The organism is Enterobacter sp. BNK-34 (genome assembly GCF_048684445.1).
In the GTDB taxonomy this organism is placed as follows: Bacteria; Pseudomonadota; Gammaproteobacteria; order Enterobacterales; family Enterobacteriaceae; genus Enterobacter; species Enterobacter pseudoroggenkampii.
Map to the genome: position 1 here is coordinate 3,295,780 of NZ_JBLQUA010000001.1, position 24,255 is coordinate 3,320,034.

The 24,255-nt window shown below is 49.7% G+C and carries 28 protein-coding genes and 6 pseudogenes; 17 read left to right on the forward strand and 17 right to left on the reverse strand.

The annotated features are described in order from the left end of the window. Positions 1 to 70: 70 nt before the first annotated feature. From rstB to xisR, 3 genes are read right to left on the reverse strand one after another with little or no spacing between them, the layout of a single operon-like run. Positions 71 to 1,369, reverse strand: coding sequence for a two-component system sensor histidine kinase RstB (gene rstB / locus ACMGG5_RS16190; RefSeq protein WP_024909335.1), 1,299 nt, complete (start codon positions 1,367 to 1,369; stop codon positions 71 to 73). Positions 1,370 to 1,398: 29 nt separating this feature from the next. Next, complete coding sequence (locus ACMGG5_RS16195; RefSeq protein ID WP_420278166.1) at positions 1,399 to 2,679, reverse strand: Arm DNA-binding domain-containing protein; 1,281 nt, start codon at positions 2,677 to 2,679, stop codon at positions 1,399 to 1,401. Further along, complete coding sequence (xisR, locus tag ACMGG5_RS16200) at positions 2,679 to 2,819, reverse strand: excisionase family protein (RefSeq protein WP_420278167.1); 141 nt, start codon at positions 2,817 to 2,819, stop codon at positions 2,679 to 2,681. Before xisR ends, ACMGG5_RS16195 begins: the two co-directional genes overlap by 1 nt. A gap of 76 nt (positions 2,820 to 2,895) precedes the next feature. Here xisR and ACMGG5_RS16205 point away from each other — a divergent pair. Continuing rightward, positions 2,896 to 3,414: pseudogene (locus ACMGG5_RS16205) on the forward strand (replication protein P); the annotation flags it as partial. Positions 3,415 to 3,494: 80 nt separating this feature from the next. On the opposite strand, the gene arsC reads toward ACMGG5_RS16205, so the two are convergent. The 3 genes from arsC to ACMGG5_RS16220 are packed head-to-tail and all read right to left on the reverse strand — an operon-like array spanning position 3,495 to position 5,587. Continuing rightward, entirely contained in the window at positions 3,495 to 3,920 is a 426-nt protein-coding gene (gene arsC / locus ACMGG5_RS16210; protein ID WP_420278168.1) for a glutaredoxin-dependent arsenate reductase, read from the reverse strand. A 12-nt stretch (positions 3,921 to 3,932) separates the two neighbouring features. Then, a complete protein-coding gene (locus ACMGG5_RS16215) occupies positions 3,933 to 5,222 on the reverse strand; it encodes an arsenic transporter (protein ID WP_420278169.1) in 1,290 nt (429 codons plus the stop codon). A gap of 44 nt (positions 5,223 to 5,266) precedes the next feature. Next, positions 5,267 to 5,587, reverse strand: coding sequence for a transcriptional regulator (locus ACMGG5_RS16220; protein ID WP_420278170.1), 321 nt, complete (start codon positions 5,585 to 5,587; stop codon positions 5,267 to 5,269). An 86-nt stretch (positions 5,588 to 5,673) separates the two neighbouring features. Here ACMGG5_RS16220 and arsH point away from each other — a divergent pair, with 86 nt between their 5' ends. After that, on the forward strand, positions 5,674 to 6,378 hold the full coding sequence (arsH, locus tag ACMGG5_RS16225) for an arsenical resistance protein ArsH (protein ID WP_420278171.1): 705 nt from the start codon (positions 5,674 to 5,676) through the stop codon (positions 6,376 to 6,378). 286 nt (positions 6,379 to 6,664) lie between these two features. Further along, on the forward strand, positions 6,665 to 6,883 hold the full coding sequence (locus ACMGG5_RS16230; protein ID WP_420278172.1) for a hypothetical protein: 219 nt from the start codon (positions 6,665 to 6,667) through the stop codon (positions 6,881 to 6,883). 179 nt (positions 6,884 to 7,062) lie between these two features. On the opposite strand, the gene ACMGG5_RS16235 is transcribed toward ACMGG5_RS16230, so the two are convergent. Continuing rightward, positions 7,063 to 7,596 carry a hypothetical protein gene (locus ACMGG5_RS16235; RefSeq protein ID WP_420278173.1) on the reverse strand — a complete coding sequence of 178 codons (534 nt, stop codon included), beginning with the start codon at positions 7,594 to 7,596 and terminating at the stop codon, positions 7,063 to 7,065. Positions 7,597 to 7,657: 61 nt separating this feature from the next. After that, a complete protein-coding gene (locus ACMGG5_RS16240) occupies positions 7,658 to 7,996 on the reverse strand; it encodes an autotransporter outer membrane beta-barrel domain-containing protein (RefSeq protein WP_420278174.1) in 339 nt (112 codons plus the stop codon). Between ACMGG5_RS16240 and ACMGG5_RS16245 the strand changes: the two are divergent. The 12 genes and pseudogenes from ACMGG5_RS16245 to ACMGG5_RS16300 all read left to right on the forward strand — a co-directional run. Next, positions 7,987 to 8,220, forward strand: a pseudogene (locus ACMGG5_RS16245) (DUF1367 family protein); the annotation flags it as partial. The gene ACMGG5_RS16240 and the pseudogene ACMGG5_RS16245 overlap by 10 nt on opposite strands. After that, a complete protein-coding gene (locus ACMGG5_RS16250; RefSeq protein ID WP_420278175.1) occupies positions 8,220 to 8,426 on the forward strand; it encodes a hypothetical protein in 207 nt (68 codons plus the stop codon). The pseudogene ACMGG5_RS16245 and the gene ACMGG5_RS16250, both read left to right, overlap by 1 nt. 2 nt (positions 8,427 to 8,428) lie before the next feature. After that, positions 8,429 to 8,791, forward strand: coding sequence for a crossover junction endodeoxyribonuclease RusA (gene rusA, locus ACMGG5_RS16255; protein ID WP_420278625.1), 363 nt, complete (start codon positions 8,429 to 8,431; stop codon positions 8,789 to 8,791). Continuing rightward, a pseudogene (locus ACMGG5_RS16260) lies at positions 8,788 to 9,003 on the forward strand (antitermination protein); the annotation flags it as partial. The gene rusA and the pseudogene ACMGG5_RS16260, both read left to right, overlap by 4 nt. Before the next feature lie 145 nt (positions 9,004 to 9,148). Then, complete coding sequence (locus tag ACMGG5_RS16265) at positions 9,149 to 9,685, forward strand: lysozyme (protein WP_420278626.1); 537 nt, start codon at positions 9,149 to 9,151, stop codon at positions 9,683 to 9,685. Next, complete coding sequence (locus ACMGG5_RS16270; protein WP_420278176.1) at positions 9,682 to 10,200, forward strand: hypothetical protein; 519 nt, start codon at positions 9,682 to 9,684, stop codon at positions 10,198 to 10,200. Before ACMGG5_RS16265 ends, ACMGG5_RS16270 begins: the two co-directional genes overlap by 4 nt. Before the next feature lie 388 nt (positions 10,201 to 10,588). After that, positions 10,589 to 11,002, forward strand: coding sequence for an Ivy family c-type lysozyme inhibitor (locus ACMGG5_RS16275; RefSeq protein ID WP_045371016.1), 414 nt, complete (start codon positions 10,589 to 10,591; stop codon positions 11,000 to 11,002). 452 nt (positions 11,003 to 11,454) lie between these two features. Beyond that, positions 11,455 to 12,456 (forward strand): terminase small subunit, encoded by a 1,002-nt coding sequence (locus tag ACMGG5_RS16280; RefSeq protein WP_267214711.1) that lies wholly within the window; start codon positions 11,455 to 11,457, stop codon positions 12,454 to 12,456. Next, positions 12,434 to 12,967, forward strand: a pseudogene (locus tag ACMGG5_RS16285) (terminase large subunit domain-containing protein); the annotation flags it as partial. The gene ACMGG5_RS16280 and the pseudogene ACMGG5_RS16285, both read left to right, overlap by 23 nt. Continuing rightward, positions 12,952 to 14,946 (forward strand): annotated as a pseudogene (locus ACMGG5_RS16290) (host specificity protein J); the annotation flags it as partial. The pseudogenes ACMGG5_RS16285 and ACMGG5_RS16290, both read left to right, overlap by 16 nt. After that, the gene (locus ACMGG5_RS16295; protein ID WP_420278177.1) at positions 14,912 to 15,526 is read left to right on the forward strand and encodes a DUF6453 family protein; all 615 of its coding nucleotides are present in this window, start codon (positions 14,912 to 14,914) and stop codon (positions 15,524 to 15,526) included. The pseudogene ACMGG5_RS16290 and the gene ACMGG5_RS16295, both read left to right, overlap by 35 nt. Beyond that, a pseudogene (locus ACMGG5_RS16300) lies at positions 15,495 to 15,824 on the forward strand (DUF4113 domain-containing protein); the annotation flags it as partial. The gene ACMGG5_RS16295 and the pseudogene ACMGG5_RS16300, both read left to right, overlap by 32 nt. A gap of 376 nt (positions 15,825 to 16,200) precedes the next feature. Here ACMGG5_RS16300 and ACMGG5_RS16305 read toward each other — a convergent pair. Both ACMGG5_RS16305 and ACMGG5_RS16310 read right to left on the reverse strand, forming a co-directional pair. Beyond that, complete coding sequence (locus tag ACMGG5_RS16305) at positions 16,201 to 16,539, reverse strand: hypothetical protein (protein WP_126328652.1); 339 nt, start codon at positions 16,537 to 16,539, stop codon at positions 16,201 to 16,203. 173 nt (positions 16,540 to 16,712) lie between these two features. After that, on the reverse strand, positions 16,713 to 16,940 hold the full coding sequence (locus tag ACMGG5_RS16310) for a hypothetical protein (RefSeq protein ID WP_025910815.1): 228 nt from the start codon (positions 16,938 to 16,940) through the stop codon (positions 16,713 to 16,715). A gap of 148 nt (positions 16,941 to 17,088) precedes the next feature. On the opposite strand from ACMGG5_RS16310, the gene ACMGG5_RS16315 reads away from it, so the two are divergent. Further along, positions 17,089 to 17,253 (forward strand): YnfU family zinc-binding protein, encoded by a 165-nt coding sequence (locus ACMGG5_RS16315; protein WP_213758942.1) that lies wholly within the window; start codon positions 17,089 to 17,091, stop codon positions 17,251 to 17,253. 240 nt (positions 17,254 to 17,493) lie between these two features. Here the strand turns inward: ACMGG5_RS16315 and ACMGG5_RS16320 are convergent, their stop codons facing one another. Then, positions 17,494 to 17,712 (reverse strand): cold shock domain-containing protein, encoded by a 219-nt coding sequence (locus ACMGG5_RS16320; RefSeq protein WP_267214716.1) that lies wholly within the window; start codon positions 17,710 to 17,712, stop codon positions 17,494 to 17,496. A gap of 288 nt (positions 17,713 to 18,000) precedes the next feature. On the opposite strand from ACMGG5_RS16320, the gene cspF reads away from it, so the two are divergent. Continuing rightward, complete coding sequence (gene cspF, locus ACMGG5_RS16325) at positions 18,001 to 18,213, forward strand: cold shock-like protein CspF (protein ID WP_420278178.1); 213 nt, start codon at positions 18,001 to 18,003, stop codon at positions 18,211 to 18,213. Positions 18,214 to 18,264: 51 nt separating this feature from the next. Here cspF and ACMGG5_RS16330 read toward each other — a convergent pair whose 3' ends face one another. The 6 genes from ACMGG5_RS16330 to ydgH all read right to left on the reverse strand — a co-directional run bounded on the left by ACMGG5_RS16330 (position 18,265) and on the right by ydgH (position 23,968). Next, positions 18,265 to 18,939: an SOS response-associated peptidase gene (locus ACMGG5_RS16330; RefSeq protein WP_420278179.1), complete on the reverse strand. Its 675-nt coding sequence runs from the start codon at positions 18,937 to 18,939 to the stop codon at positions 18,265 to 18,267. Positions 18,940 to 19,359: 420 nt separating this feature from the next. Further along, on the reverse strand, positions 19,360 to 19,620 hold the full coding sequence (locus ACMGG5_RS16335; RefSeq protein WP_024909334.1) for a hypothetical protein: 261 nt from the start codon (positions 19,618 to 19,620) through the stop codon (positions 19,360 to 19,362). Positions 19,621 to 19,867: 247 nt separating this feature from the next. Then, positions 19,868 to 20,584 (reverse strand): two-component system response regulator RstA, encoded by a 717-nt coding sequence (gene rstA, locus ACMGG5_RS16340; protein WP_024909333.1) that lies wholly within the window; start codon positions 20,582 to 20,584, stop codon positions 19,868 to 19,870. Between the two features lie 110 nt (positions 20,585 to 20,694). After that, positions 20,695 to 21,417, reverse strand: coding sequence for a dihydromonapterin reductase (gene folM / locus ACMGG5_RS16345; protein ID WP_048991208.1), 723 nt, complete (start codon positions 21,415 to 21,417; stop codon positions 20,695 to 20,697). A gap of 39 nt (positions 21,418 to 21,456) precedes the next feature. Continuing rightward, positions 21,457 to 22,839, reverse strand: coding sequence for an amino acid permease (locus tag ACMGG5_RS16350; RefSeq protein WP_048991207.1), 1,383 nt, complete (start codon positions 22,837 to 22,839; stop codon positions 21,457 to 21,459). Between the two features lie 184 nt (positions 22,840 to 23,023). After that, positions 23,024 to 23,968: a DUF1471 family protein YdgH gene (gene ydgH / locus ACMGG5_RS16355; RefSeq protein WP_024909331.1), complete on the reverse strand. Its 945-nt coding sequence runs from the start codon at positions 23,966 to 23,968 to the stop codon at positions 23,024 to 23,026. Positions 23,969 to 24,255: the final 287 nt, after the last annotated feature.

The following is a 24,255-nucleotide window of genomic DNA, read 5'->3' on the forward strand; positions in this document are numbered from 1 at the left end:
CACTCTCATTAGTTACAACATACTTATCATATAGCACAGCACGCCGGGTCAGGCCAGCGTGCGGTTTAGGTCAGACAGGAACGGGAAGGGCGATGTTATGATATACCGGCCAGCTAAAGCAGAAGCGCGCGCCGCCAAGCTCGCTCTCCTCGCAATGCACCGTGCCGCCCATTGCCTGCGCGATAGAGTAGACAATCGCCAGCCCCAGGCCACATCCGCCAGTGGCGCGATCGCGGCTGGGGTCGAGGCGGACAAACGGTTCAAACACGGTTTCTCGCGCTTCCGGGGCTATCCCCGGCCCGTCATCCTCCACCGTCAGGCTTGCCTGACTGCCCTGCAAATCCAGCCCAATCTGTAGCGTACTTTCGCTGTAGCGCATGGCGTTGTTCATCAGGTTATCCAGCACGCGTTCCATCAGGCGCATATCGAGTGCGCCGTAGTCACCCGGCGTGACGCGCGTCAACAGCGTACGCTGCGGGTTCACGCTTTGGACATCGTCAATATGGGTTTGCAGCCATGCGGGCAGATCCGGCGTACTGAGGTTCAGCTCGTTTTGCGGGCGATCGAGGCGCGCGTAGGTCAGCAGTTCCTCAATCAGCGCCTCAAGCTGGCCAATGTCGCGGTTAAGCGCCTGAGACTCCGCTTCCGTCAGATTTTCGCTCATCTCCAGACGATAGCGCAGGCGCACCAGCGGCGTGCGCAGCTCGTGCGCAATTCCGTCGATCAGCTGCTTCTTACTGGCGATCAGGGCATTGATGTTATCGGCCATCTGGTTAAAGGCCACGCCCAGACGTTCAAAGCTGGAACCACTGTCGAAGTGAATGCGTTCGGTAAAATGCCCCTCGCCAAAACGCTGCGCGGCGGATTCCAGCTTCAGCATGTCCTGCCAGTGCGGGCGCATCCAGATAAAAACCGGAAACGCGAGCGAGATGGCGATAAAGGCCATCAGCGCCATGTCCAGCAGGCGCATTTGGTGCAGATAATAGAGATAGGGAACCGGGCCGACGGCCAGCACGTAATGGCTGCGCGGGATACGCTGGATAAAGGTGTATTTCTCATCCAGCGCGACGATGTCCCCGTCGCGCAGACGCTGCATGGCGGGTGGGTCCAGCTCAAAATTTTTTAACGGCTCAATGCGTAAATCGAATGACAGATTGAGATCCAGTTCTTTCAGGGTTTTCGCCCAGTCGTGCGGCGGGATCTCTCTCAGCTCGCTGCGCATCAGATAAAGCGAGCTTTTCATCAGGTCGTCCAGCGACTGCCTGCCTGCACGTTCGGCGGTGAATTTATAGACCAGCCCGACCAGCATGGTCATGACCAGGAAGCAGACAAACAGCAAAAGATAAAACTGCACAAACAGCTTTTTCATTAAATATCACCGGGAAATCAAATAATTAACTACTTTGTTTTTACCTTCAGGGGCACTATAGGGGCATTTGCATATCCGCCAAAGCGCTGATTCAAAAATGATACCTGATCGCTATCGAGAGCATTTATCCACGCAGAGTATACATGGAAGACCATCTCTGCATTCTCATGACCCATCTGATTCGCTATAAAAGCAGGATTAGCACCTGCCGACAACATCCAGCATGCGTATGTATGACGCAGCTGATAGGGGCGTCTGCGGCGAATTCCCGATCGTCTTACTGTAATATCCCATAGTGACACAATTGAGCTGACTGAATAGTACGCAGCTTGCTTGCCTTTCTGAGGTCGAGGCATAAACACAAAGTGCAGTTTCTGCGTTTCCGTTTTACCGAACTCCCGGTGGTGAAAAATGATTGGTACCTTAGGGGCACTCCCGGTAAGTTCCTTTTGAGCTCGCAAAGCTTCCAGAGCCGGCTCCAGTAACTTTATCGTCCGGTATCCAGCTTCGGTTTTGGGTGGTCCAAATAAGCCTTCCTGAGTTAGATTGCGCGCAATGTTAGCTTCACCAGAATTAAGATCGATATCCTCCCAGGCAAGAGCGCAAAGCTCCCCGGGCCGAACGCCGGTATAAGCGAAAAATTGCCACATGTTTTTCTGCTGAGCCGGAGCCGTCTCTTTCAACTGCTCAAACTCATGTCTAAGAAGCGGATCTGGTTTTGTTTGCCCTTTGCGAAGCCTTTTTATCCCGACATATGGTTGATATGAAATGACTTTATTTTTAACCGCATAGTCGAGGATTTGTCGCAGGATGGCCAGATAATAATCTACTGTTCTAACGGCGCGGCCGGTTTTATTTCTCCTCTTTTCGGGAGCATAGTTAGTCTCGCCAGTCAGTAATTCTTTTCTCCAGCCCAGAATGTCGCTGTTGGTGATGGATGCAACCAGCGTTTCAGGGCCGATTAGTTTTGTTAACGTTCTTACAGCTATCCCATAGCTTCTTGTGGCATTGGGGGAGAGATCGATTTTATGGTTTTCATACCAGGTTGATGCAAGTTCGGCGAACGTCGTAATATTTTTAGATGCATAAAACTTTGCTGCTACCTTTGACTCCGGAAACACGGCCCGGTAGTCAAAAGTGCCCAGCTGAATCTCGCTTACAATTTTGGCCCTTAGATTCCCGGCTTTTTTGAGATTCGAAGCATTCACGATCCATCCTTTCAATGTTTCTCGACATCTAACGCCCTGAAACTTGAAACTTATTCGTATCTTATTGTTGTGGATCTCAACACCCGTTGGCATTGCAGCCATTATGCCTCCTTCACAAACCTGTTAATGTTTGGGATGTTGTACCAGACAAGTCCTCGCTCTTCGGAGCTGCTTCCATCCAATGGGATTCTCTTAAAATGAACACCTTCTAGCCAAACTCCTGACCGTAAGTGCAATGACAATCAGTCATTGGCGAAATAGATATAAGGGCGTGGTTCCTGCAGATCGTGTCCTGCCAATTTACTCAGTAACCGGAGTAATCGAAGTCAAGACGACGTTGACGAAATCCGCCGCCAGTGGGTGCTGGCATTCAAAGAAAACGGGATCACCACTCTGGAGCAGGTTGAGGCCGGTATGCGCATGGTACGCCGTCAGGAGCGTCCATTCCTGCCTTCGCCAGGCCAGTTCATCAAGTGGTGCAGGGAAGGGCGCTGCGTGCTAGGGATCACCGCCGCAGACGTGATGGCTGAATACTGGAAGTGGCGCAAGCTTGTGTATCGTTACCCGAGCAGTGAGCATTATCCGTGGCCTAAGCCGGTTTATTACCACATCTGCCTCGAGCTGCGGCGCCGCGGAACCGATGGTCAGTTGAGCCATAAAGAGCTCGAGCGAGAAGCCAGCGACATTCTGGATATGTGGGAAAAGCGGGTGCTGGCCGGGAAGCCGATCCCTCCTGTTCGTAGGGCGTTAGCGGCTCCAGTTACTTCGAAGGGGCCGACACCGGCAGAGCTTTTGAAAGCCAAATATGAGCGGATGAAAGCCGATGGGAGGGCATAGGGAGCAAATGGTCTGTTATGAGCGAAAAATGGACGCCTGCATAGCGTAAATAGGCGTCCAACATTTTGAATGTGGACAGATTACTTAATCCGCTTCCCCGTCTCGTCAATGACCTTCTCGCCATCCTCTTTTGTAAACGCTCCTTTCTGACTTTCAGGAAGAATATCCAGCACTATTTCTGAAGGACGGCAAAGACGAGTGCCAAGCGGCGTAACTACTATCGGCCGATTAATCAGGATCGGATGTTGAAGCATGAAATCAATCAACTGCTCATCACTAAATTTCTCTTCATCAAGACCCAGGCTTAAATAAGATTCAACGTTTTTACGCAGCAAGGCGCGCACTGAAATCCCCATATCTGAAATAAGTTTAATAAGCTCATCATGGGTAGGAGGCGTATCGAGATAATAAATTATCGTTGGTTCGTTACCGCTGTTTCGGATCATCTCCAGCGTGTTGCGTGAGGTGCCGCAGGCCGGGTTGTGGTAAATGGTTATGTTGCTCATATCAGTATCTCATTACAAAGTGACAGAGAGCCGCCACGCCAGCGCGGCCAGAGTGACAAACAGCACGGGTACAGTCATAACAATGCCGGTACGGAAGTAATATCCCCAAGTGATCGTCATATTTTTCTGGGCAAGCACATGCAGCCATAGCAAAGTCGCCAAACTGCCAATCGGGGTGATTTTCGGGCCTAAATCGCAGCCAATCACATTGGCATAAACCATAGCCTCTTTAACGATGCCGGTTGCTGTACTCCCGTCAATCGACAGCGCACCAATAAGCACTGTAGGCATATTGTTCATCACCGATGAGAGAAATGCCGTCAGGAAGCCAGTGCCAAACGTCGCTGCCCATAAGCCCTTGTCTGCCAGTAGATTCAGCACGGCAGACAGGAACTCCGTTAGCCCTGCATTTCGCAGGCCATAGACCACGAGGTACATGCCCAGCGAGAAAATAACGATCTGCCATGGCGCACTGCGTACAACTTTCCTGGTGTTGATGGCATGGCCTCTTTTCGCCACCACAAACAGCACTGCTGCGCCAGCCGCCGCTATTGCACTGACAGGGATCCCCAGTGGTTCAAGAACAAAGAAACCGACAAGCAGCAATAACAATACAACCCAGCCCGCCCTGAAGGTTGCAGGATCCTTTATCGCATTGGCAGGCGTCTTGAGCAGTGAAACGTCATACGTCGCCGGAATATCCTTGCGGAAGAAGAGATGCAACATGACCAGTGTGGCTGTAATAGCGGCCAGGTTAACAGGAACCATTACAGAGGCGTACTTCGTGAAGCCCAGGTCAAAAAAATCCGCCGAAACAATATTCACCAGGTTTGAGACAATCAGCGGCAGGCTGGCAGTATCCGCTATGAATCCAGCTGCCATGACAAAGGCCAGCGTCGTCCCCTGGCTGAATCCCAAAGCGAGGAGCATCGCAATCACAATCGGAGTGAGTATCAGTGCTGCACCATCGTTAGCAAACAGTGCAGCAACAGCAGCACCAAGTAAAACTATCCAGGTAAATAACAGACGACCACGTCCGTTACCCCACCGGGAAACATGAAGTGCGGCCCATTCAAAGAAACCGGACTCATCGAGCAGAAGGCTAATGATGATCACCGCAATGAATGCCGCGGTTGCATTCCAGACGATATTCCAGACTACGGGGATATCATCAAAGTGGATGACTCCCGTTACCAGCGCCAGTATTGCTCCAATACTTGCGCTCCAGCCAATGCTGAGTCCTTTGGGCTGCCAGATGACTAGGACCAGTGTCAGTATAAAAATACTCCCTGCCAGAAACATTTCAGACCTCTTAATATATGTCTAAGTATATGTGAATAAGTTTGTCAGCATGAAGTGCTTGCGGATTTTTCTAGCCATTCGCGCACATCATCGCGTAAGCAATGCCATGACGTCGTTATCACCTCGCTGGCCCATGCTGGCATGTGAGGGGACAGGCGATAGTGAACCCATTTGCCTTCCCGACGGTCTAGCACCAGTTCAGCTTCACGAAGGATGGCCATATGGCGAGATATTTTAGGCTGAGATTCAGTGGTAGCCGCGCAGATATCGCATACGCACAGTTCCCCCGAGTCCTTGAGAAGCATGACAATGGCGAGGCGGGTCTCATCTGACAGGATTTTAAAAAGCTGAAGAGGCTGTAGCATTTTTTACTCCGTTCCCTTTAGAATATACATATGTTAAATCATATGTGTTAATTTTGAAATCACCAAAACTTACCGGAGTAGAAAAAATGGAACTCTTTCCTGCACTGAGCGCTGATTACTTCGATCAGCAGATTACTGAACGCCTGCAGTCCCAGGTCCAGGAGCCGCCACGCATTCTGCTTTTGTATGGCTCAGTAAGAGAGCGCTCTTACAGTCGTTTTGCAGCAGAAGAAGCAGGTCGCCTGCTGACGGCGATGGGGGCAGAGATAAAGCTTTTTAATCCATCAGGTTTGCCTCTTCCGGATGATGCCCCGGATACGCATCCTAAAGTCACCGAGTTACGTGAACTAGTCCGGTGGTGTGACGGAATGGTGTGGAGTTCTCCGGAGCGGCATGGGGCAATGAGTGCGGTGATGAAAGCACAAATTGACTGGATCCCTTTAAGCGAAGGGTCCATTCGTCCTTCCCAAGGAAAAACACTGGCGGTCATGCAGGTCTGCGGCGGCTCGCAGTCCTTCAACGCCGTGAACCAGATGCGTATTCTTGGGCGTTGGATGCGGATGTTCACGATACCCAACCAGTCCTCAGTGGCTAAAGCCTGGCAGGAATTCGATGAGAATGGGCGAATGAAACCCTCGTCTTGGTATGATCGTATCGTCGATGTGTCCGAAGAGTTGTTTAAAATCACGCTGCTGCTCAAGGGGCAAACCGGATACCTTGCAGATCGTTACAGCGAACGAAAGGAGAGTCATAAGGAGCTTTCATCCCGCGTCAACCAGGACAAAATATAACGTTCGTTTCTTAGTTAAATATAAGGTCAGCTTTTGGCAAAAAGCTGACGTCTCAGCCTGTGTATGACCGTAAAAGCTACCTTCAAGTGATTTAGCCGGTCTCGGCTTATGACGTAGCGCTCGTGTGTCATGCCGGTAAACTAATATTGATGTTTGTTGAAAGCCTGATTGCCCTCAGGTTAAACGATCCTTAAAAACTTCCAAGGCGAAATAATCACATAAGTCTTCTCCACGTGTGTTATAACCGAGTATCAAATCGCCATCACTGGCGGTTAAGAGGCATCTCATGAAACTACTTATCACAAGAGCAATCGGCCTCAGCAAGTTCTCGCCACGTTGGGTTAAGGTTATCTGTTTACGGTTGACTAAAAACGATATTGAGCGCTCCCTCAACGCGCTTCTGGCCACAATTGATGAATCTGAACTCACCCCTGAGCAAGTCAAAGCGTTGAGGGAATGCGTTGACAGAATTAACCTAGCAAGGGGGAAGGGGATGAAAGCGTGAGCAATTTTGATAAAAAATATTTCGATGTTGCTACATGTATGAGAGAAAAGTAGGCGATACCGTATATACGCCGCGCGTTGGTTCCGCCAGTATCGCCGAAGGGGCCGACACCAGCGGAGTTGCTTAAGTCGATGCACGAACGATACAAAGCAAATTTTAAAGCGGCTTGGAAGTGGTATTTATTCTTTCCCTAATTCAAATTCAGCATAAATAAATTGCCTGACTTGAAGAATCGAATTGAGGTTAAGTTTGTGCCCGATATTATTGGTGTAGGTATAGATAGTTTTGGGTGACAAGTAAATTTTTCTCGCTGCAGCGTAAGTATCATCAGTATCAAGCAGGGCGAAAAGGGTCTTTTTTTCCTGGGCTGACAGCATACTGAGGCTCCTGCACCGCGATATGTGGTTCAACGCATACTCAGGAGAATGCATCCGTCCGCTAGTGAGTTGTTTTCGAAACTCTACAAAGCATGATTTCCTGTAGATCGTCACAAGTGGTTCCAGGACCCTTGAGCTGACGTCCTTTCCACCGATGAACATCACCTGATGTTTTTCCGTCAGTTTCTTCCTTTTCAGAAGGTTGTAAATAGTACCCAGGCTTCTGAATGATTCAATATCTACGATGCAAACCTTTCTGCTGGGGGACGCTTGCTGAAGGATGACAGACAGCGCTTTATTCAAAAATACATCTTTCGTCAAAATCATGTGAGGCATAAAAAAACCTGAACATCTCAGAACAATGTGAAAAGGGGCCCTAAGGCCCCCTCTGGTAACATCAGAATCCAATACGGATACCTGCCACACCCTGAATCGGTGTTTCAATTTGGCTGCCCTGACGATAATTAGCCTCACCGTACAAGGTTACGTCTTTACTAACGTTGACTGATGCGCCCAGACCGTACTTGCCTGATGTGCCTTTGACGTTGTTGTCAAAGCGATTGCGCTCATTGATCGTGACCTCATTGGAGTTAGCAAACTCCTGGAGCACCGCAGCTGTCAGGTAAGGTTTGAATTCAGTTGAACCAAGACTGAATTTACCGGAAAGCTTCGCACCGGCTTCACCTGTAACAGAGCGTGGAGTGCCCGTATTTCCTTTCATGCCGTTACCGCTCATGGGTGATCGTTGAGGCAGGGCACTTTGATTCCATTCAGCTGCCAGACGGAACACTCAAAAAGCATCCTCGTAGCATCTCATTCGCCAACATGGACGAACTCGAGTTCCTGCAACTCTATAAAGCTGCGCTCGATGTTCTCTGGCGCTGGATCCTTTCCTGTTCATTCCGCAGTCGTGATGAGGCAGAAAATGTCGCCGCGCAGCTGCTTGGCTTTGCGGGGTGATGGACATGAAATATACCTGGTTCCACCACACTGATTGCAGCACCGAACAGGCCGACGAACTGGTTAAGCGTTACAAAGCGCGCGGCGTCCGTGTTGAGCGTAGCCTTAACCCGGATTACGTGACATGGACTGTCAGTGCATTCTTGCCGACCTCAAATACACCAGCGCGCCCGGACAGCCGCTGGCGAAACCGGATGTGGGAGTGAACGTGAAGACATATCAAATCACTTTGCCCTGGCCGCCGAGCAACAACCGGTATTACAGGCACAACCGCGGGCGCACGCATATTAGCGCTGATGGCGTCGCGTATCGCTATGAGGTGGCCACTGTCATTCGAAGCGCCCGGCTTAATATCCGGACGGCTGCACCACTCAAAATCCTAATTGAATGTCACTTGCCCGACCGCCGGCGCCGTGATTTGGATAACCTGCAAAAAGCTGCATTCGACGCTTTAACCAAGGCGGGATTCTGGCTGGATGACTGCCAGGTTGTGGATTATCGCGTTGTGAAAATGCCTGTCATTAAGGGCGGGAAATTAGAACTCACCATCACCGAGCTGGAGACCGCATGAATCTTGAAAACACTCTCAAATATCACTTCGCCAAATCGACAATGATTAGCGACTCTCCGCGCGCTACGGCGTCAGACTCATTAACCGGAACGGACATCATGGCTGCGATGGGCATGACGCAGGAACGGGCTGCTTTGGGTTACAGCGCCTTTCTCGGAAAGATGGGGATCAGCAGTAACGATCGGGAGAGGGCGATCGAACTGCTGGCCCAGTAGATGCAAACCGCAGGCGTAGAGAGGATGAGAAGCGAACAAAAATGGTCAATGACTACCTGAAAGGCGTTGGTGATAAACCCATTCAAGAGCGTCCTGCCGCTGCAAGCGTGGTCGTTGAGGCCTTAAAAAAGGAAGGTGAGTGATGAGATCCAGAGCAAAGTTGAGTACAGCAGTTCTGGGCCTAGTACTGGCTGGCGCACCGGCATCCGTCATTCTCGATCAGTTTTTGAATGAGAAAGAAGGTAACAGCCTCACGGCGTACAAAGATGGCGGTGGTATCTGGACTATTTGCCGCGGCGCAACGATGGTTGATGGTAAACCGGTTGTGCAGGGCATGAAATTGACTCAGGCCAAATGCAATCAGGTGAATGCTATCGAACGCAATAAGGCTCTGGCATGGGTTGACCGCAATATTTCGGTACCGCTAACCGAACCCCAGAAGGCTGGAATCGCATCTTTCTGTCCGTACAACATCGGGCCGGGTAAATGCTTCCCGTCCACGTTCTATAAGCGCATTAATGCTGGTGACCGCCACGGGGCATGCGAGGCAATTCGCTGGTGGATTAAAGACGGCGGCCGTGATTGTCGGCTAACCAAAGGACAGAAGAATGGCTGCTATGGGCAGGTCGAGCGTCGCGATCAAGAAAGTGCGCTAGCGTGCTGGGGACTGGACCAATGAAAATTAATCCGGGTCTTATCAGCGTTGTCGTTGTTGCTGGCCTTTCGATCGCCCTCGTTAAGAGTTGCTCGGTCGCCAGTAAACTTCAGAGCGATAACAACGTTCTGCGAAGTGACAACACTTTGCAGGGGCAGGTGATCGCCACCCAAGCATTCAACTTCAATCGATTCAATCAGGTTGCGGAACATGCCAATAGGCTTAACTCCCTGATTGACACCAGCACCGAAGAAACCGTAATCGAATACCGGGAGATTCTCCGCCGTGAAAAAACCTGTGATCTGCCTGTTCCTGCTGACATTGCTGGTGGGCTGCTCAAATACGCGCACCGTTTACGTGCCAGCGCCATGCACACCGATTCCAATGGACCTTACACAGCCGATGATCGTGCCGTTGCCACCAACTCCATGACGTACTGCCAGGTAGTATTGTGGATTAAGCCGCTACTGGCTGTAATTGAAAAGGGCAACAATAATTTCGCTGGCATAAGGCAGATCGAGTTGGAAAGAAAGAATTAGGGATGGCTCGTCCTTGAGCACACGGGTATTCCTGAACGACGGCTTTACCTGACATAGCAAAGCACTATTAAATTGTAGAAAAGACTCAATATTTAACAAGCGAAGCGCAGCATTGTAAAAAAATGCCCTCACAAGGAGGGCTACCAGAGTCTCAGTTTCACTTGCTCTTTTTATGGATGTTTCCCTGGAGTTGGCAAACTCCTCATCAGAGTCTTGAATAGTCTGGCAAGCAGTCCGTAATCAACAAGCATAAGCGGTAGCTATTAGGATGATTCTGAGTTAATCACTTGGGATAGGCAGTAATATGGAATCCTCTAGCTAACTGTAGGGCTGACATAGTAGCCGCTAAGGTATAGTGTTGAGATGTCTTTATGGAATGAGGATTAATATGAAAGGTAAAGTGTTTATCGCTGCTATGGCTTTTGTATCTTTCAGTGCTCTTGCCGACGAGGGGCAGTATCTTTCTGATTTCGCCAGTGCAAAAAGCACGTCTAAAAGCTACTCCCAGCTGATTAGTAAAAACAAACTACCTGCATGGGTAAAAAGTGGTGGCACGAGCACGCCATCAACCGAAGTAACAGTTGCGGGCAAAAAGTATATTGCACTGTCAGGGTGTAAACCACACAGTTGTCCAGAACAGAATATTGCTGTTCTCTACTCACCTGATAGCGGTGATATTCATGGTGTGTTTTCTGATTTCAATGCAGAAAAGAATCGTGAGACATTGACCTGGTTAAACGTGGATCCGATTGATTCTAATGCGATGAAAAATGCGCTTTTCAATCGACTGTACGGCAATTAAATAACCCAAGCTTCAAACTGTAATCCACCAGTTTGAAGCTTCAATACACAAATCAATCGTCTCACAGTGTGTTTGTCGCTCACATCGCACCCTCATTCCTCTTAACTTTAGCAATGAATTCCTCTGTGATTGATAGACCCGCTATGATTTCCGAATTTAAGACGGAAGCACCAAATTGGCTTACAAGGTCCAGAAGCGTTTCATATGTCTGGATGAGTTCCATTAGATCGGAAATCACTAATTGATCATGCTCAGTGCGCAAATGAGACCGGGCAGAGGCTTGATGCACTATCCACTCGAGATTGGCCTTGATTTTCTGTACGTCATCGTAGTTATACTTATTTCATAAGCTTAAATCCTCATTTCAAGATTTCTTTGAGAAAAAATACTCCATTGCTTCAAATACTGAAGCTGTGAGTGACGTCTAAAGTTCATTCAGTTTAGAGGTAACAATGGCTAAGCCGGATTGGGGCGAGCTGCAGAAGCGGTTCCTGTCTGATCACGCTGCTACTGGCATATCCCCTAAGGAATGGTGCGAGGCACATAACCTTAATTATGTAACTGCTCGCCGCTATATCAAGAAAACTGCTGCGCAAAATACAAAAATTTACCCGCGAAAGATAGTGCGCACTGCGCAGAAAGATAAGAGCGCAAATGAACTGGTGGATGATGATGGACTTACTGCTCAGCAGCGCTTATTTGTCGCGGAGTACCTGAAGGACAACAACGCCACTCGGGCTGCTATCCGGGCTGGCTACAGTAAAAAATCAGCTGAACAAATCGGCTATCAACTCCTTCAGAAAACTTCAGTTGCGCAGGCTATTGCGCAGCAGCAAAAAGCGTCCATTGTGCGCACTATCGGGAGTGCCGATGAAATCCTCGCTCAGATGTGGCAGCTCGCCACCTTCGATGCAAACCAGCTTTCACAGTATCGTCGCGGCGCGTGTCGTTACTGCTGGGGCTTCGGTCATCACTACCAGTGGCGCGATGCAGTTGAGTTTGAAGAGGAAACAGCAAAGGCTGAGGGAAGGGAAGGAGCCAGGCAACCAGATGACACAGGCGGCTATGGCTACGACCACACCCGAGAGCCAAACCCTGAATGCCCACGCTGCAATGGTGAGGGCATCGGTCAGCCTTATTTCCCCGATACGCGCAAACTCCCGGCAGCTTCTCGGCTCGCTTATTCAGGTGTGAAGGTCGGCAAGAATGGCGTTGAAATCACTGCTATCAGCCGTGAGCGCATGTTCGAGGCGGTAATGAAGCGCCTGGGCCTGGCCGATAGCGAGTTCGCGCAGCGCCTGCAGCAGATAGAAATCGAACGCCGGCAGCTGGAGGTTGAGAAACTCCGTAAAGAGCTTGCGGGTGATGGTGACGACGATGAACCAACCCCAGTGCAGATCAATATCAACGTAGTGGACGCGAGGGCGGACGATGGGGATCAGCCCGACACTTAACATTCCTCAGGCGCGCTTCTTCGCGATGCAGCACAAATTCAAGGCCTACGTTGCCGGGTTCGGTTCGGGTAAAACGTGGGTGGGTTGTGGCGGCATCTGCAAAGGGATGTGGGAGCACCCGAAGATTAACCAGGGCTATTTCGCGCCGACGTACCCGCAAATTCGTGACATCTTTTACCCGACGATTGAAGAGGTGGCCTTCAACTGGGGGTTAACCGTCAAAATCAACGAGGGGAACAAAGAGGTCCACTTCTACGAGGGGCGAAGGTACCGCGGGACCACAATCTGCCGCTCTATGGAGAAGCCCGGCTCGATAGTTGGTTTCAAAATCGGTAACGCGATGGTGGATGAGCTTGACGTCATGGCGGCTGCCAAAGCGCAACAAGCCTGGCGAAAAATCATCGCTCGTATGCGTTACAACATCCCGGGCCTGAGGAATGGAATTGACGTAACGACAACGCCGGAAGGGTTCAAGTTCGTCTACCAGCAGTTCGTGAAGGCGGTAGCGGAACTGAACCTCGTTACACCTGCAACGTATACATTCAGGATCGAAATGACGCTTACACCGTCCTGCGTGACTTCGCCGCCATTTTTCGAGGCATGACCTACTGGGGAGACGACCAGATTGTTGCCCTTGCGGACATGCCCAGAGATGTCGATTTTACCTGCACGCATGCTAACGTTGTCGACGGCAAATTCGTATATTCCAGCAGCACAACCAAAAGTCGCTACACAAACGCTCTTGTTTCCTGGTCTGATCCGGCAAATGGGTATGCTGATGCAATGGAGCCAGTCTTCGAACAGGAGTTGGTGGCGCGCTATGGTTTCAACCAGCTTGAGATCACCGCCATCGGTTGCACCCGGCAGTCTGAGGCTAACAGAAAAGGGCGCTGGGGGATCCTGACCAACAATAAAGACAGGGTTGTAACGTTTGATGTTGGCTTGGACGGCAATATTCCTCAGCCGGGCTACATAATTGCTGTTTCTGACCGAAATCTTTCAGGGAGAGATTTAGGCGGTCGATTATCCGCGGTTAATGGTCGTGTACTCAAACTTGACCGGGTACCAAGTGCTAAGGCCGGTGACAGGATAATGGTAAACCTGCCGTCGGGTATCACCCAATCCCGAACGATTCAGTCCCTGTCAGGTGAAATGGTCACCGTGACCACCGCTTTTAGTGAACTTCCGCAGGCTGAGGCTGTATGGGTTATTGAATCTGATGAACTTTATGCGCAGCAGTACAGGGTAATTAGTGTCACCGATAACAATGACGGGACATATACCATCACGGGGGCAAATCACGATCCGGATAAGTATGCCCGTATCGATACAGGTGCCGTTATAGATCAGCGGCCGGTGAGTGTCATTCCTCCTAGTAATCAGTCGCCGCCTGCGAACATCGTGATCAGCTCGTTTTCTGTGGTTCAGCAGAACATTAGCGTTGAGACCATGCGCGTGAGCTGGGATCAGGCGCAGAACGCTATCGCCTATGAAGCGCAATGGCGCCGCAACGACGGAAACTGGGTGAACATGCCGCGCAGCTCCACTACGTCATTCGACGTCCCTGGGATTTATGCCGGGCGCTACCTGGTGCGCGTGCGCGCAATCAATGCCGCTGAAATTTCCTCAGGTTGGGGATATTCGGAGGAGAAGGAGCTGACCGGCAAAGTAGGAAATCCACCTAAGCCAGTAGGATTCACGGCCACGGGCATTAACTGGGGCATTCGTCTTAACTGGGGCTTCCCTGCAAATACCGGCGATACGCTAAAAACTGAAATTCAGTACACAGCCAACAGTGACTTTTCGGATCCTCTCCTGCTCACAGACGTGCCTTATCCATCTGCGGAATACACTCAGCTCGGCCTTAAAGCTGGGCAGGAATTCTGGTACCGCGCGCAGCTGGTTGACAGAACGGGTAACGAGTCCGGGTATACAGAATGGATCAGGGGGATGTCTAACGATAACGCCGATGATTATCTGGGTGATATCGCAGACGATTTTCTTACATCTGCTGATGGGGAGCGCCTCACTGGTGACATTGATACCAACATTGAGGGAATTCTTCAGAACGCCCTGGCGAACCACGGAACAGTCGAGCACCAGTGGGCACAATACGGGGAAGTGCGTGCCGATATCCTGGTTGTCAAAACGACCATTGCTGACGTGAGCCAAGCAATGGCGGAGATGTCCACGCAGGTGCAGGCGCAGATCGACAACGTCACCGCTTCCCTGGAAGACAAGCTCACAGCCGTCGTCGATGCCTCTGGTGCTTCGGCAATCTACACCCTCAAAACAGGCGTGAGGATAAACGGCGTGATGTACAACGCCGGGATGTCGATTGCCGTCCTGGCTGAGGCAGGAAAACCGGTAGTAACCAGGGTTGGATTTAACGCTAACCAGTTTGTGCTGATGAGCGGCAGTGGTGACACCCAGTACTCTCCATTCGCTGTAATCAATGGCCAGGTATTTATCAGCTCAGCGTTTATTCAGGATTCCGCGCAATACTGTCGACAGATTTTGGGTGGGCACCAATCTGATTCCAACCATTGTCATGCTGGATGGTTTTACCGTAAACGGCAATACCATGACCATGAACAACTGGCGGAGTGATGGCCTTGGGAGCTCTCGTACTTTTGCCTCATCAATCTGGCAAATTCTACCGACCTCTTCAGGTAGGGGGTTGCTGATTAAGGACAGCACGGATTTCCTCTCAATCACTGATGCCACGATGTCGGGATACTGCGTCTGGCGCGGTACCGTCACCTTCATCGGAAGCTGGGCTACCCCAACGACAAACATCTCCCGCGATCGTTATATGGTGTTCGCCAAATGGAGTGCTGATAACGTCACCATCGAATTCGACGGCTCGAATATTATTGCAACAAAAGACCACTCCGGCCTCGATCAGGATGCTACGGTCACCATGCAAATCGCAATTTTTGCCAGTGGCGTAAGCCCGACGCCTGGGAGGGGGCTAAATATCATTAAGGGAGGTGTCTGTGTGTTCTCCACCACGCGCAGGCCATTTGTGTACCGGAACCCCCACTCAGGATTCACGCGACATCATTAACGCCGCGGTAAAGTGCCTGGACAAAATCTGGAAAGACGGACACCGTTACCAGAAAGCCGGCATTATGCTGGGTGACTTCTTTAGCCATGGTGTGGCCCAGCTCAACTTGTTCGACGAGAACGCGCCGCGCGCTGGTAGCGATAGGTTGATGGAAGTTCTGGATTATCTGAACGCGAAAGATGGAAAGGTAACGCTTTATTTTGCCGGGCAGGGCATACAGCAGCAATGGCAGATGAAACGGGATATGTTATCTCCACGATATACTACGAGGTATTCAGACCTAATAAAAGTTAGATGATTCTTTAAACGGTATATTCATTCGAACCTAATTATCGGCTATGAGTATTAAGAGTAATATGTCTACTACTATGCTTTTGTAATGTAAATAAGCCCCTGCAATTATACAGGGGCTTATGGATATGATGCCGGGTGCCTCCCGGTGAGTCATTGAGCTAACCACTCGTGACTCGCTGCTTCAGAAATTCACGATGAGCCGCTTGATATACAAATCATCAGGTTAGTTAGCCCTGCCGCTGAGGAGGATTCATCATAAAACCGAATGTAACAGCAATGCTTAGCAAATGATACAAAATTTACTGATGTGCCTCATGATTTTCTTTCGCAGTTTTCACGGTCACGGTATTTTCAGATGGTGAAGGTTAAAATATCGATGTTCATTTTTTTACTTTAAGTCTTGAAACAAAGGTTAAGGTTTTATCTTCTGGGCAAATCATTAGAAAAATTGCTGTGGGAGACTCTTCTAAACGTGTAATTCCATGCAGCATCTGGTAGAGTCTTTTTTTTAGTTTTTCTGCTCCATCTTTTTCAGACTCCCACTCTAAAACTGCCTGACCCTCTGAACCAATGAATGCATGGGATGGAAGTTTAACGCCTCGGTTTGACTTACTTGAATAGTTTCGGTCATGCAAGAGACCTAAGATAAGAGGATTGATATTATTATCTGAGAATGGGGCTTCAATAACTATTAATACTGTGTAATATAGAATTTTCATGGAAGCCTTATGGTTTCTTCAGCAATAAGGTCATATTGCCATGGTGTTGGATGTACATGTCTTAATTATAAATGTTTGTGTGGGGGTAAAAAAAAGCCTGCGTTAAGCAGGCTATAATAATTAAACGTAGTTATAATAATGATTTCATGAACGTTGGCGTTGAATCCCTTGCGTCAAAGATACTTCTGCGCCGCATCTAATATTTCCTGAGAGGTAAGCTCTCGATCTGATGCCACATAGACCACTTCATGGTCACCTGTTAAAGAGGGAAAACCTGCTGACATTATCTGAAGGTTTATCACTTCTCCATTAGGATATTCTTCGCGTATTGATGTCACACCTTTAAGCACAGTGATAACTTTACTTGGCTTACCATTAAAAAAAATGATTACTTTTTTCATATATCACCATGTATTTTGATGGCTTTTAGCCCCTGCAGGTGTTCGAAAGGGGGCTGTTTGTTCATTTTTTTTGCCTCTATCGAAATTAAAACAAGCATTATACTGACTTAACGTGTACTGTAACGGTCCATTTGAACTGGAGAAGTCTATGTCAGCACGTAAAAACACTCAATTCCGCCGAAATTATTTAGTAAAATGTCCTTGTCCAAACTGCTCAAAAGATTCCGAACATAGTTACAATCGTGTACAAAAGGGGGCTCAATTGGTGTGCCCATACTGCTGTGCTTTATTCAAATCTCCCCAGCGCTTCTAAAAAAATTAAAAAAATAAGAAGTGATGCTTTTAGAGGCTGCCTAACCTCTTACGCACTTTAATATTTTATAAGCAGTTAGCTTCTGCTTTGAGACTGTTCATGCAGCAGTCCTGCATTTCATCACATCGGTCAGCAAACTTTATGGTAAGTAAATATGCTGGCCTGTTGTAATGATGTGCGTAACCGAACAATCACCTTTCACTGATAAAGTCATGATGGCTTAAGTAAACCATCTAAAAATTATCTATCGCAAAGTGTTACATTGGCAGCGACTGGACCTTTAGTTCCAGCTATGATAGCGAATTTGACTTTTTGTCCTTCAAATAGAGTATCAAATGTTTCTCCCAGCAGGGAAGAAGTGTGAACAAGAACATCTTTACTTCCATCGAGTGGGGAGATAAAACCAAACCCCTTATCTTCGTTAAACCACTTAACAAGACCTATGATTTTAGATGACATACAAACTCCGTTTGAACATTTCAAACTGACAAGCAAGCTCATGATAAGAAACGTATGCTGGTATATGTATGGACTCAAGAGGAGGAGGTATCAGAGATAACACCTGGTTATGAGAACGGCTTTTGGAAAAGTTAGATTCATCATCGCAACGAATCAGCCAAACCATTAAGGCACGTGTTGAATGATTAAGCAAATTTTATTTTAGCCTTCCAGAAGGCCGTTAAAATAGGATTAGCTATTATTAACTAATCCTGTATAGTCAAATCTGGATTACCATTAGGAAAATATTTGTCTCGTAAAATGACAGGAATTGTCAAAAGTTTTGACTTCAAGAGCGGAAAGGGATTGATTATCCCACCTGATGGCAGAAAAGATGTTTTTTTACATGTTTCTGCATTAAGTAATAGTGAAAGCCAAACGTTAAAGCCAGGTGTTCGTGTTGAATTCTATCGTATAAATGGACTTAGTGGTTCGATGGCTGCAAATATATTCCTTTCTTAAGATAAGATAATATTTAACCAAATATAAAGTGCGCATCAAAAGTACGGCAGATTATATATTTGTTTGTTCTATCAATTTTCTCCCCTGATTTTTTACATTTCCAACATCACGGGCCACTGCATGCCAGATAAACATCTCAGCTGGCACAGTGCCGTCGGCTGCGATCTCTTCAGCTTCTTTCCCACCAATATCCTGCCGCATCCACTCACGTGCCGCTTCTGGTGACAAAACAAGTGGCCGGCGGTCGTGAATGTCGACCAGACCTTTATCCGCTGCCGATGTCACTATAAGAAAACCCTCAGCTTCATCACCACGCTCAAATGGTGTGCTGCCGATCGCTGCCATAAATATTGGTTGGCCATTGGCACGGTGAATGAAGTAGGGCTGTTTTTTGTCACCTTCTTTTTTCCACTCGAACCATCCATCGGCGAAGCAGATCGCGCGGCCATGTTGCCATAGAGGTTTAAACATTCTGCTGGTGGCCACCGTTTCGACGCGCGCATTAATCAGGGGTGCTTTATCCCACCATCCCGGGGCATAACCCCATAATACAGGATCAAGATGTAACTGCTCGTTTCGTTCGCTTAGCAACAGGACCTTCGTGCCTGGAGCCACGTTGTAACGTCCAATCGGCTCAGGGTCGAATGCGATGTCTCGATCGGCTTCATCTGCGAGGTATGCCAGATATTCTTCACGGGTTTGGGCTTGTGCAAAGCGTCCACACATAGAAACCTCCAGCCAGATATCAGACTGAAAGTATAGGGCAGGGAGAAAAAGAGGTGCGCTGGTTAAGTCTTACAAACGAATTCGTGGCGACCATGCTGATCAGATAGAGAGACGTAAAGCAGAGTATTGCGAACCCGGAAGGAGCTTCGCAAAACAGGGGAATATTGGGGCAAATTTGGGGGCATTTTGAAAGAAGGGACACCGATAGGGGCATCAAAAAGACCGTGCATGTCCGTATATGTCCGTTAAACGTTTCTGGCTAACTCACTGATACCATGACAAATAAAGCCATTTCAATGAGTTGCGAATTTTCTGCACACTAAAACTGCACAAACAGCTTTTTCATTGGATCTCACCGAAGAAACGCTTTGTGCAGAATATACATGAAACCCGCCGATATTTTCATGTCTGTGAAGCGTGTTACATGGCTTTCGCGCTGTTTTTTACCTTGGCGATGAGTGTTTCCGTTACTGCCAGTCCTTCCGCAATGTGCACATCAATCACATCGGTTCCAAATTCGTTAATCAAATCCAGAAGTATTTCGTAAGACTGGATGAGTTCAAGGAGATCAAAGAGCGCTTTCCGATCGGCGCGTGAGGGAGAGGCATGGCTAAGCGCTGCCTGATTAACAATCCATTCAAGATTGGTTTTGATGGCTTCAACCTGACTGTAGCTATACATATTTCATGGGCTTAAATCCTCATATCAAGATTTTATGGGAGAGGTTTCGTGAGAGCTTCACGGTGAGAAAGCGTTGTAGCCGGGTCAGTGCCAGTTGAAGAAAGGACAGTAGAGGGTTTAATTATGGGATAGTTCGCGTGCTTAGCAAGTTAATTGTTGCGCAAACGGATAAATAAAGGCGCGAAAGAGAGGACATCACTGTGTAATGCCTTCATTTCGCGCATGTTATGCTAACCGGATAACGGAATCAGGTTTCCCAGGCGTGGGGGGCAAACAGGTAACCCTTATTACGCACGGTTTTAATGCGGTAGGGCTCGGTAGCGTTATCCTGCAGCTTTTTGCGCAGACGCGAAATCGCCACGTCAACGCTGCGGTCCATTCCGTCATAGCTCACGCCACGCAGATTTTTCAGCAGCGCGTCGCGGTCCATGATTTGCCCGGCGTGCGTTGCCAGCTCCCACAGCAGGTCAAAATCCGCGGTGGAGAGGGCGATAAGCTCGCCAGAGAGCAGCACCTGGCGGTTAATGGGGTCAATAGACAGCGTACCGAAGCGCATCGCTTTGTGCGGCGTCAGAGACGCCGCGGGCGCTTCACGTTCGATGCTGGCGTGCTGGCGCAAATGGAGGCGCAGACGTGCAAGCAGGACGGCAGGCGGTGTGGTTTTCAGAATGTAGTCATTGGCACCCATCTCCAGCGACAAGATATGGTTCATATCGCTGTCCAGCGAGGTGAGCAGAACGATAGGGCCCTCCCACCGGGCGCGCAGGTCACGGCAGAGCGTCATGCCGTCTTTGCCTGGCAACATGATATCCAGCAGCACTAGATCCGGGTTTTCACGGACGACCACCTCTTCGGCACGATCGCCGCGAGGTTCAACAATGACGTCCATATCATGTTTACCCAGATAGGCGGCGATCAACTGCCCGACTTCGGGTTCGTCTTCAACATAAACAATCTTATTCATACAGCGTCTGTTTTCGTGAAAAAAGCCAACATACACCGCGGAACCTTAACCTTCCATTAATCTTTCAAAATTAACGCCGGTTCCGTAATTCTGGCTGTTATTCGCTTTCACTAGCGCAGCGGACGGCCGCCGTCCACGGCAAAGGTTCTGCCGGTGACATAGCAGCTGATGAGCAGGTAATCCACAAGGTCGATGACCTCTTTCTCGCCCGGGGCGATTTTCATAAGCGACTTATTCAGCGCCTGCTGGCGATACTCCGCATCATCGTTTTCGTTAAACAAAATCATCGCCGGGGCGATGGCGTTCACCTTCACCTCGGGCGCAAGCTTGCGGGCAAACGAGCGCGTCATATTATCCAGCGCGGCTTTGCTGGCCGCGTAGGCGATGTGCTTGTCGCTTCCGCGCTCCACCACATAATCAGTGAAGTGAATGATGTCGCCCGCAGCATGCCCATGGCCGCGCAGCAGATCCTGCAGGGCGTGGTTGAGCAGATAAGGGGTATTAACGTGGATCTGCAACATGGCGGAGAGCGTTTCGCTGAGTGACGTACCGGGTTTTTCGGCACGCCATGCGCTGGCGTTATGGATCACGGCGCGCAGCCCCGTCGTGGTGGACTTCACCTCTTCCGCGAAAGCCAGAATGCCTTCATCGGTTGAAAAATCAGCCTGAATGCAGACCGCTCCGGCTTTGCGTAACCCTTCAATCGACGGGTATTCCGTACGGTAGCTGACAATGACAGGATGGCGAAGGTTGAGAAAGTGATGGGCAAGAGCGAGGCCGATACGGCGGCCTCCACCGGTAATCAGTATTGGGCGAAGCGGTGCATTTCCCATCGTATTCTCCTTTACAGTTCAACAATGGGAAAGGCGATGCTATCCCATTAACATCCAGGTTGCCGGCAGGGCAGCAACCAGTAGCAGTCCAATTAATGCCATCTCACGGCGTTTCAGCGCATTCTCCAGCTGATGCGTGCGGCGGGCGTAGATAAACACCAGCAGACCCGGTGCGTACAGCACTACCGACAGCAGCAGATGCATAGGTCCGGAAGCATACAACAACCACAGGCCGTAAATACAGGCTCCGACACCCACGACATAATGCGCCGGGCGTGTGGCAATTTTTAACAGATACGCACCCACTAAGAAATAGGGTACCAGAATCATCTCCGAGGCGATGGTCAGCAGCGTGTTATAGTCTGAACCTGTGAGCCAGATCAGCACCAGGCAGACCTGAACGCTGATGTTGGTCAGCCAGAGTGATGCCGACGGCGCGCTGTTTTTGTTTTGACGGGCGAACAGGCGTGGAAACGCCTTGTGCGTCGCGGCCAGGAACGGCACTTCAGCCGCCATGATGGTCCAGCTCAGGTAAGCGCCGCAGACGGAGACGATCAGTCCTGCGGCAATCACCACATCGCCCCAGGGACCGAGCATTTTCACCATCAGGCCTGCCATTGACGGGTTACGCATTTCCGCCAGCTCAGGACGCGCCACCACGCCCAGCGACAGCAGCGTCACCAGCAGATAGACCCCGAGCGCGGCCAGTACGGCCAGCAGCGTGGCGCGGCCCACATCGCGTTTATTCCGCGCACGGGCAGAAACCACGACCGCACCTTCCACACCGATGAACACCCACAGGGTAATCAGCATCGTGTTTTTCACCTGCTCCCAGACGGGAACGCCCAGCGCAACGCCGCTGAAATCGAGCTTGAATACGTCCATACGGAACGCAATAAAGGCCAGAATAATAAACAGGCCGAGCGGAACCAGTTTCGCCAGCGTCGCCACCAGGTTGATGCTGGCGGCCGTTTGTACGCCGCGTAATACCAGCCAGTGGACGAACCACAGCAGCACCGAGGCACCCACAATAGACTGCCAGGTATTCCCGTCGCCAAAGAGACGCAGCTCTGGCGTATCGGTAAAGAAACTGAGCGCCGAGAAGACGATCACCAGATAGGAGACGTTGGCGATAACGGCACACAGCCAGTATCCCCATGCGGAACAGAAGCCAATCAGCTCGCCGAAACCTTCACGTGCATAGGTGAAAATGCCGCCGTCCAGATCCGGGCGAATGCGGGTGAGGAGCAGCATGGCGAAGGCCAGCAGCAGTATTCCGACACCGGTAATGCCCCAGCCAATGATGAGCGCGGAAGGGCTCGCAACGGCCGCCATATTTTGCGGCAAACTGAATACGCCTGCACCCAGCATTGAGCTTAAAACGAGTGCAGTCAGAGCACTCAGGCCAAGTTTCTTTTCCATTGGCTTCCTGTTATGAAAGGTCAAAATCCAGAATAATTATTTCGCTCAGGCGCATAAAAATGGTGGATCACACTAAGGCGCGGGATTTTACGGAGTGTAACGAAAGCATGCAATGACGTGTGGCAGAAATTCAAAAAAAGTAACAAAAAAGGCGGCATTGCGCCGCCTTTCGTAAACGATTTTGTTACTTGTACAGATCGGCGCTGATGGTCACGTTATTACCACGTTCCTGCCACTGGCGGGTGATGTGGTAGTACTTCGCCCCTTTCTTAGCCGCACGCTTCGCGACCTGGTAAGAGACTTCCGTCATGTTGCCGTAGTTGCCGGTAAACTTGATGCTGTCGAACGGCACCATCTGCGCTGCAGTGGCGTTGTTCAGCTCTTCAATTTTGGTACCGTCCGGCAGCGTAACGGAATAGCGGCCACCTTTCGTGGACTGCGTTTCGAAGAAACGGCCCACTTCAGCGCTTGGGGCAGCCGTCGTTGCTACGCCTGGAATTTCAACTTTCTTCGCTTCTTCGCCGCCTTTTGCTATTGCCGCGCGACCTGCTTCTGAATTCGCCGGGATGGCATCCGGGCTCTGCAGAACACGTTTTTTCGCATCTTTTTTATAGATGAACGCGGTAATACGCTGGTTGCCACCCTGGTTAGCATCGACCTGACGCACGATGAAGAAAGAGTAGGCCCCTTTCTCTTTCGCGGCTTTGGTGATGGCATCGTTCACTTCAGGCTGGCTGCGATAGAAGCCCTGAACGGTGACGGTGTCGTAAGGTTCCAGCTCAATCGCCTGATCTTTCGGCAGTTCAACAACACCGTTGATCACGCGGTTTTTCGGTGCGTCAGCTTTTGGCGCATTGTCTTTGAACAGCGCAATGGTCACGCGCTGGTTACCGCTGTTGCCGTAATCGGACTGGTCAACGACATAAAACGAGGCCGCCCCGTTTTTATCAGCAGCTTTTGATGCCGCGGCGACGGCGTCGCCAATAGAATTATAACGACCCACAATGACCGTATGGTCAAAAGGTTTTAACGCTGCCGCTTGCTCCGGCGTTAACTCTGTTGCGGCATTCGCAGACAGGGCGGTCGCGGAAAGAAGTGCGGACGCCAGGAGTGTGTTCTTAAGCTTCATAAAAATGATCCTTCGCCTTGCGCAAACCATGTACTGGTATTGTTGTTAATTTGAGACGGTCCCGATTATTGCATTTAAAACCCGTCGCTGTCTGCGCCATTTTTCACTGCCCGTGCTTACTGAATCACCTTATTCGATAACATTTAGTGATATGTTGAAAAAACACGCGTTTGACAAGTAAAACTGATAAAGCATATGACTTTTACAAGTTAATTTAATGTTAATAAGTTGTTCTCTTATGGCGCTATATCATGTTTTTACCGCTTCGCTTACGCGATTTATCGGTT

What these genes read in the sequence shown, in the direction of transcription:
- rstB (WP_024909335.1), bottom strand. Translation starts at nt 1,369, where the DNA reads ATGAAAAAGCTGTTTGTGCAGTTTTATCTTTTGCTGTTTGTCTGCTTC.
- ACMGG5_RS16195 (WP_420278166.1), bottom strand. Translation starts at nt 2,679, where the DNA reads ATGGCTGCAATGCCAACGGGTGTTGAGATCCACAACAATAAGATACGA.
- arsC (WP_420278168.1), bottom strand. Translation starts at nt 3,920, where the DNA reads ATGAGCAACATAACCATTTACCACAACCCGGCCTGCGGCACCTCACGC.
- ACMGG5_RS16215 (WP_420278169.1), bottom strand. Translation starts at nt 5,222, where the DNA reads ATGTTTCTGGCAGGGAGTATTTTTATACTGACACTGGTCCTAGTCATC.
- ACMGG5_RS16220 (WP_420278170.1), bottom strand. Translation starts at nt 5,587, where the DNA reads ATGCTACAGCCTCTTCAGCTTTTTAAAATCCTGTCAGATGAGACCCGC.
- arsH (WP_420278171.1), top strand. Translation starts at nt 5,674, where the DNA reads ATGGAACTCTTTCCTGCACTGAGCGCTGATTACTTCGATCAGCAGATT.
- ACMGG5_RS16230 (WP_420278172.1), top strand. Translation starts at nt 6,665, where the DNA reads ATGAAACTACTTATCACAAGAGCAATCGGCCTCAGCAAGTTCTCGCCA.
- ACMGG5_RS16235 (WP_420278173.1), bottom strand. Translation starts at nt 7,596, where the DNA reads ATGCCTCACATGATTTTGACGAAAGATGTATTTTTGAATAAAGCGCTG.
- ACMGG5_RS16240 (WP_420278174.1), bottom strand. Translation starts at nt 7,996, where the DNA reads ATGAGCGGTAACGGCATGAAAGGAAATACGGGCACTCCACGCTCTGTT.
- ACMGG5_RS16250 (WP_420278175.1), top strand. Translation starts at nt 8,220, where the DNA reads ATGGACATGAAATATACCTGGTTCCACCACACTGATTGCAGCACCGAA.
- ACMGG5_RS16265 (WP_420278626.1), top strand. Translation starts at nt 9,149, where the DNA reads ATGAGATCCAGAGCAAAGTTGAGTACAGCAGTTCTGGGCCTAGTACTG.
- ACMGG5_RS16270 (WP_420278176.1), top strand. Translation starts at nt 9,682, where the DNA reads ATGAAAATTAATCCGGGTCTTATCAGCGTTGTCGTTGTTGCTGGCCTT.
- ACMGG5_RS16275 (WP_045371016.1), top strand. Translation starts at nt 10,589, where the DNA reads ATGAAAGGTAAAGTGTTTATCGCTGCTATGGCTTTTGTATCTTTCAGT.
- ACMGG5_RS16280 (WP_267214711.1), top strand. Translation starts at nt 11,455, where the DNA reads ATGGCTAAGCCGGATTGGGGCGAGCTGCAGAAGCGGTTCCTGTCTGAT.
- ACMGG5_RS16295 (WP_420278177.1), top strand. Translation starts at nt 14,912, where the DNA reads ATGGCCAGGTATTTATCAGCTCAGCGTTTATTCAGGATTCCGCGCAAT.
- ACMGG5_RS16305 (WP_126328652.1), bottom strand. Translation starts at nt 16,539, where the DNA reads ATGAAAATTCTATATTACACAGTATTAATAGTTATTGAAGCCCCATTC.
- ACMGG5_RS16310 (WP_025910815.1), bottom strand. Translation starts at nt 16,940, where the DNA reads ATGAAAAAAGTAATCATTTTTTTTAATGGTAAGCCAAGTAAAGTTATC.
- ACMGG5_RS16315 (WP_213758942.1), top strand. Translation starts at nt 17,089, where the DNA reads ATGTCAGCACGTAAAAACACTCAATTCCGCCGAAATTATTTAGTAAAA.
- ACMGG5_RS16320 (WP_267214716.1), bottom strand. Translation starts at nt 17,712, where the DNA reads ATGTCATCTAAAATCATAGGTCTTGTTAAGTGGTTTAACGAAGATAAG.
- ACMGG5_RS16330 (WP_420278179.1), bottom strand. Translation starts at nt 18,939, where the DNA reads ATGTGTGGACGCTTTGCACAAGCCCAAACCCGTGAAGAATATCTGGCA.
- ACMGG5_RS16335 (WP_024909334.1), bottom strand. Translation starts at nt 19,620, where the DNA reads ATGTATAGCTACAGTCAGGTTGAAGCCATCAAAACCAATCTTGAATGG.
- rstA (WP_024909333.1), bottom strand. Translation starts at nt 20,584, where the DNA reads ATGAATAAGATTGTTTATGTTGAAGACGAACCCGAAGTCGGGCAGTTG.
- folM (WP_048991208.1), bottom strand. Translation starts at nt 21,417, where the DNA reads ATGGGAAATGCACCGCTTCGCCCAATACTGATTACCGGTGGAGGCCGC.
- ACMGG5_RS16350 (WP_048991207.1), bottom strand. Translation starts at nt 22,839, where the DNA reads ATGGAAAAGAAACTTGGCCTGAGTGCTCTGACTGCACTCGTTTTAAGC.
- ydgH (WP_024909331.1), bottom strand. Translation starts at nt 23,968, where the DNA reads ATGAAGCTTAAGAACACACTCCTGGCGTCCGCACTTCTTTCCGCGACC.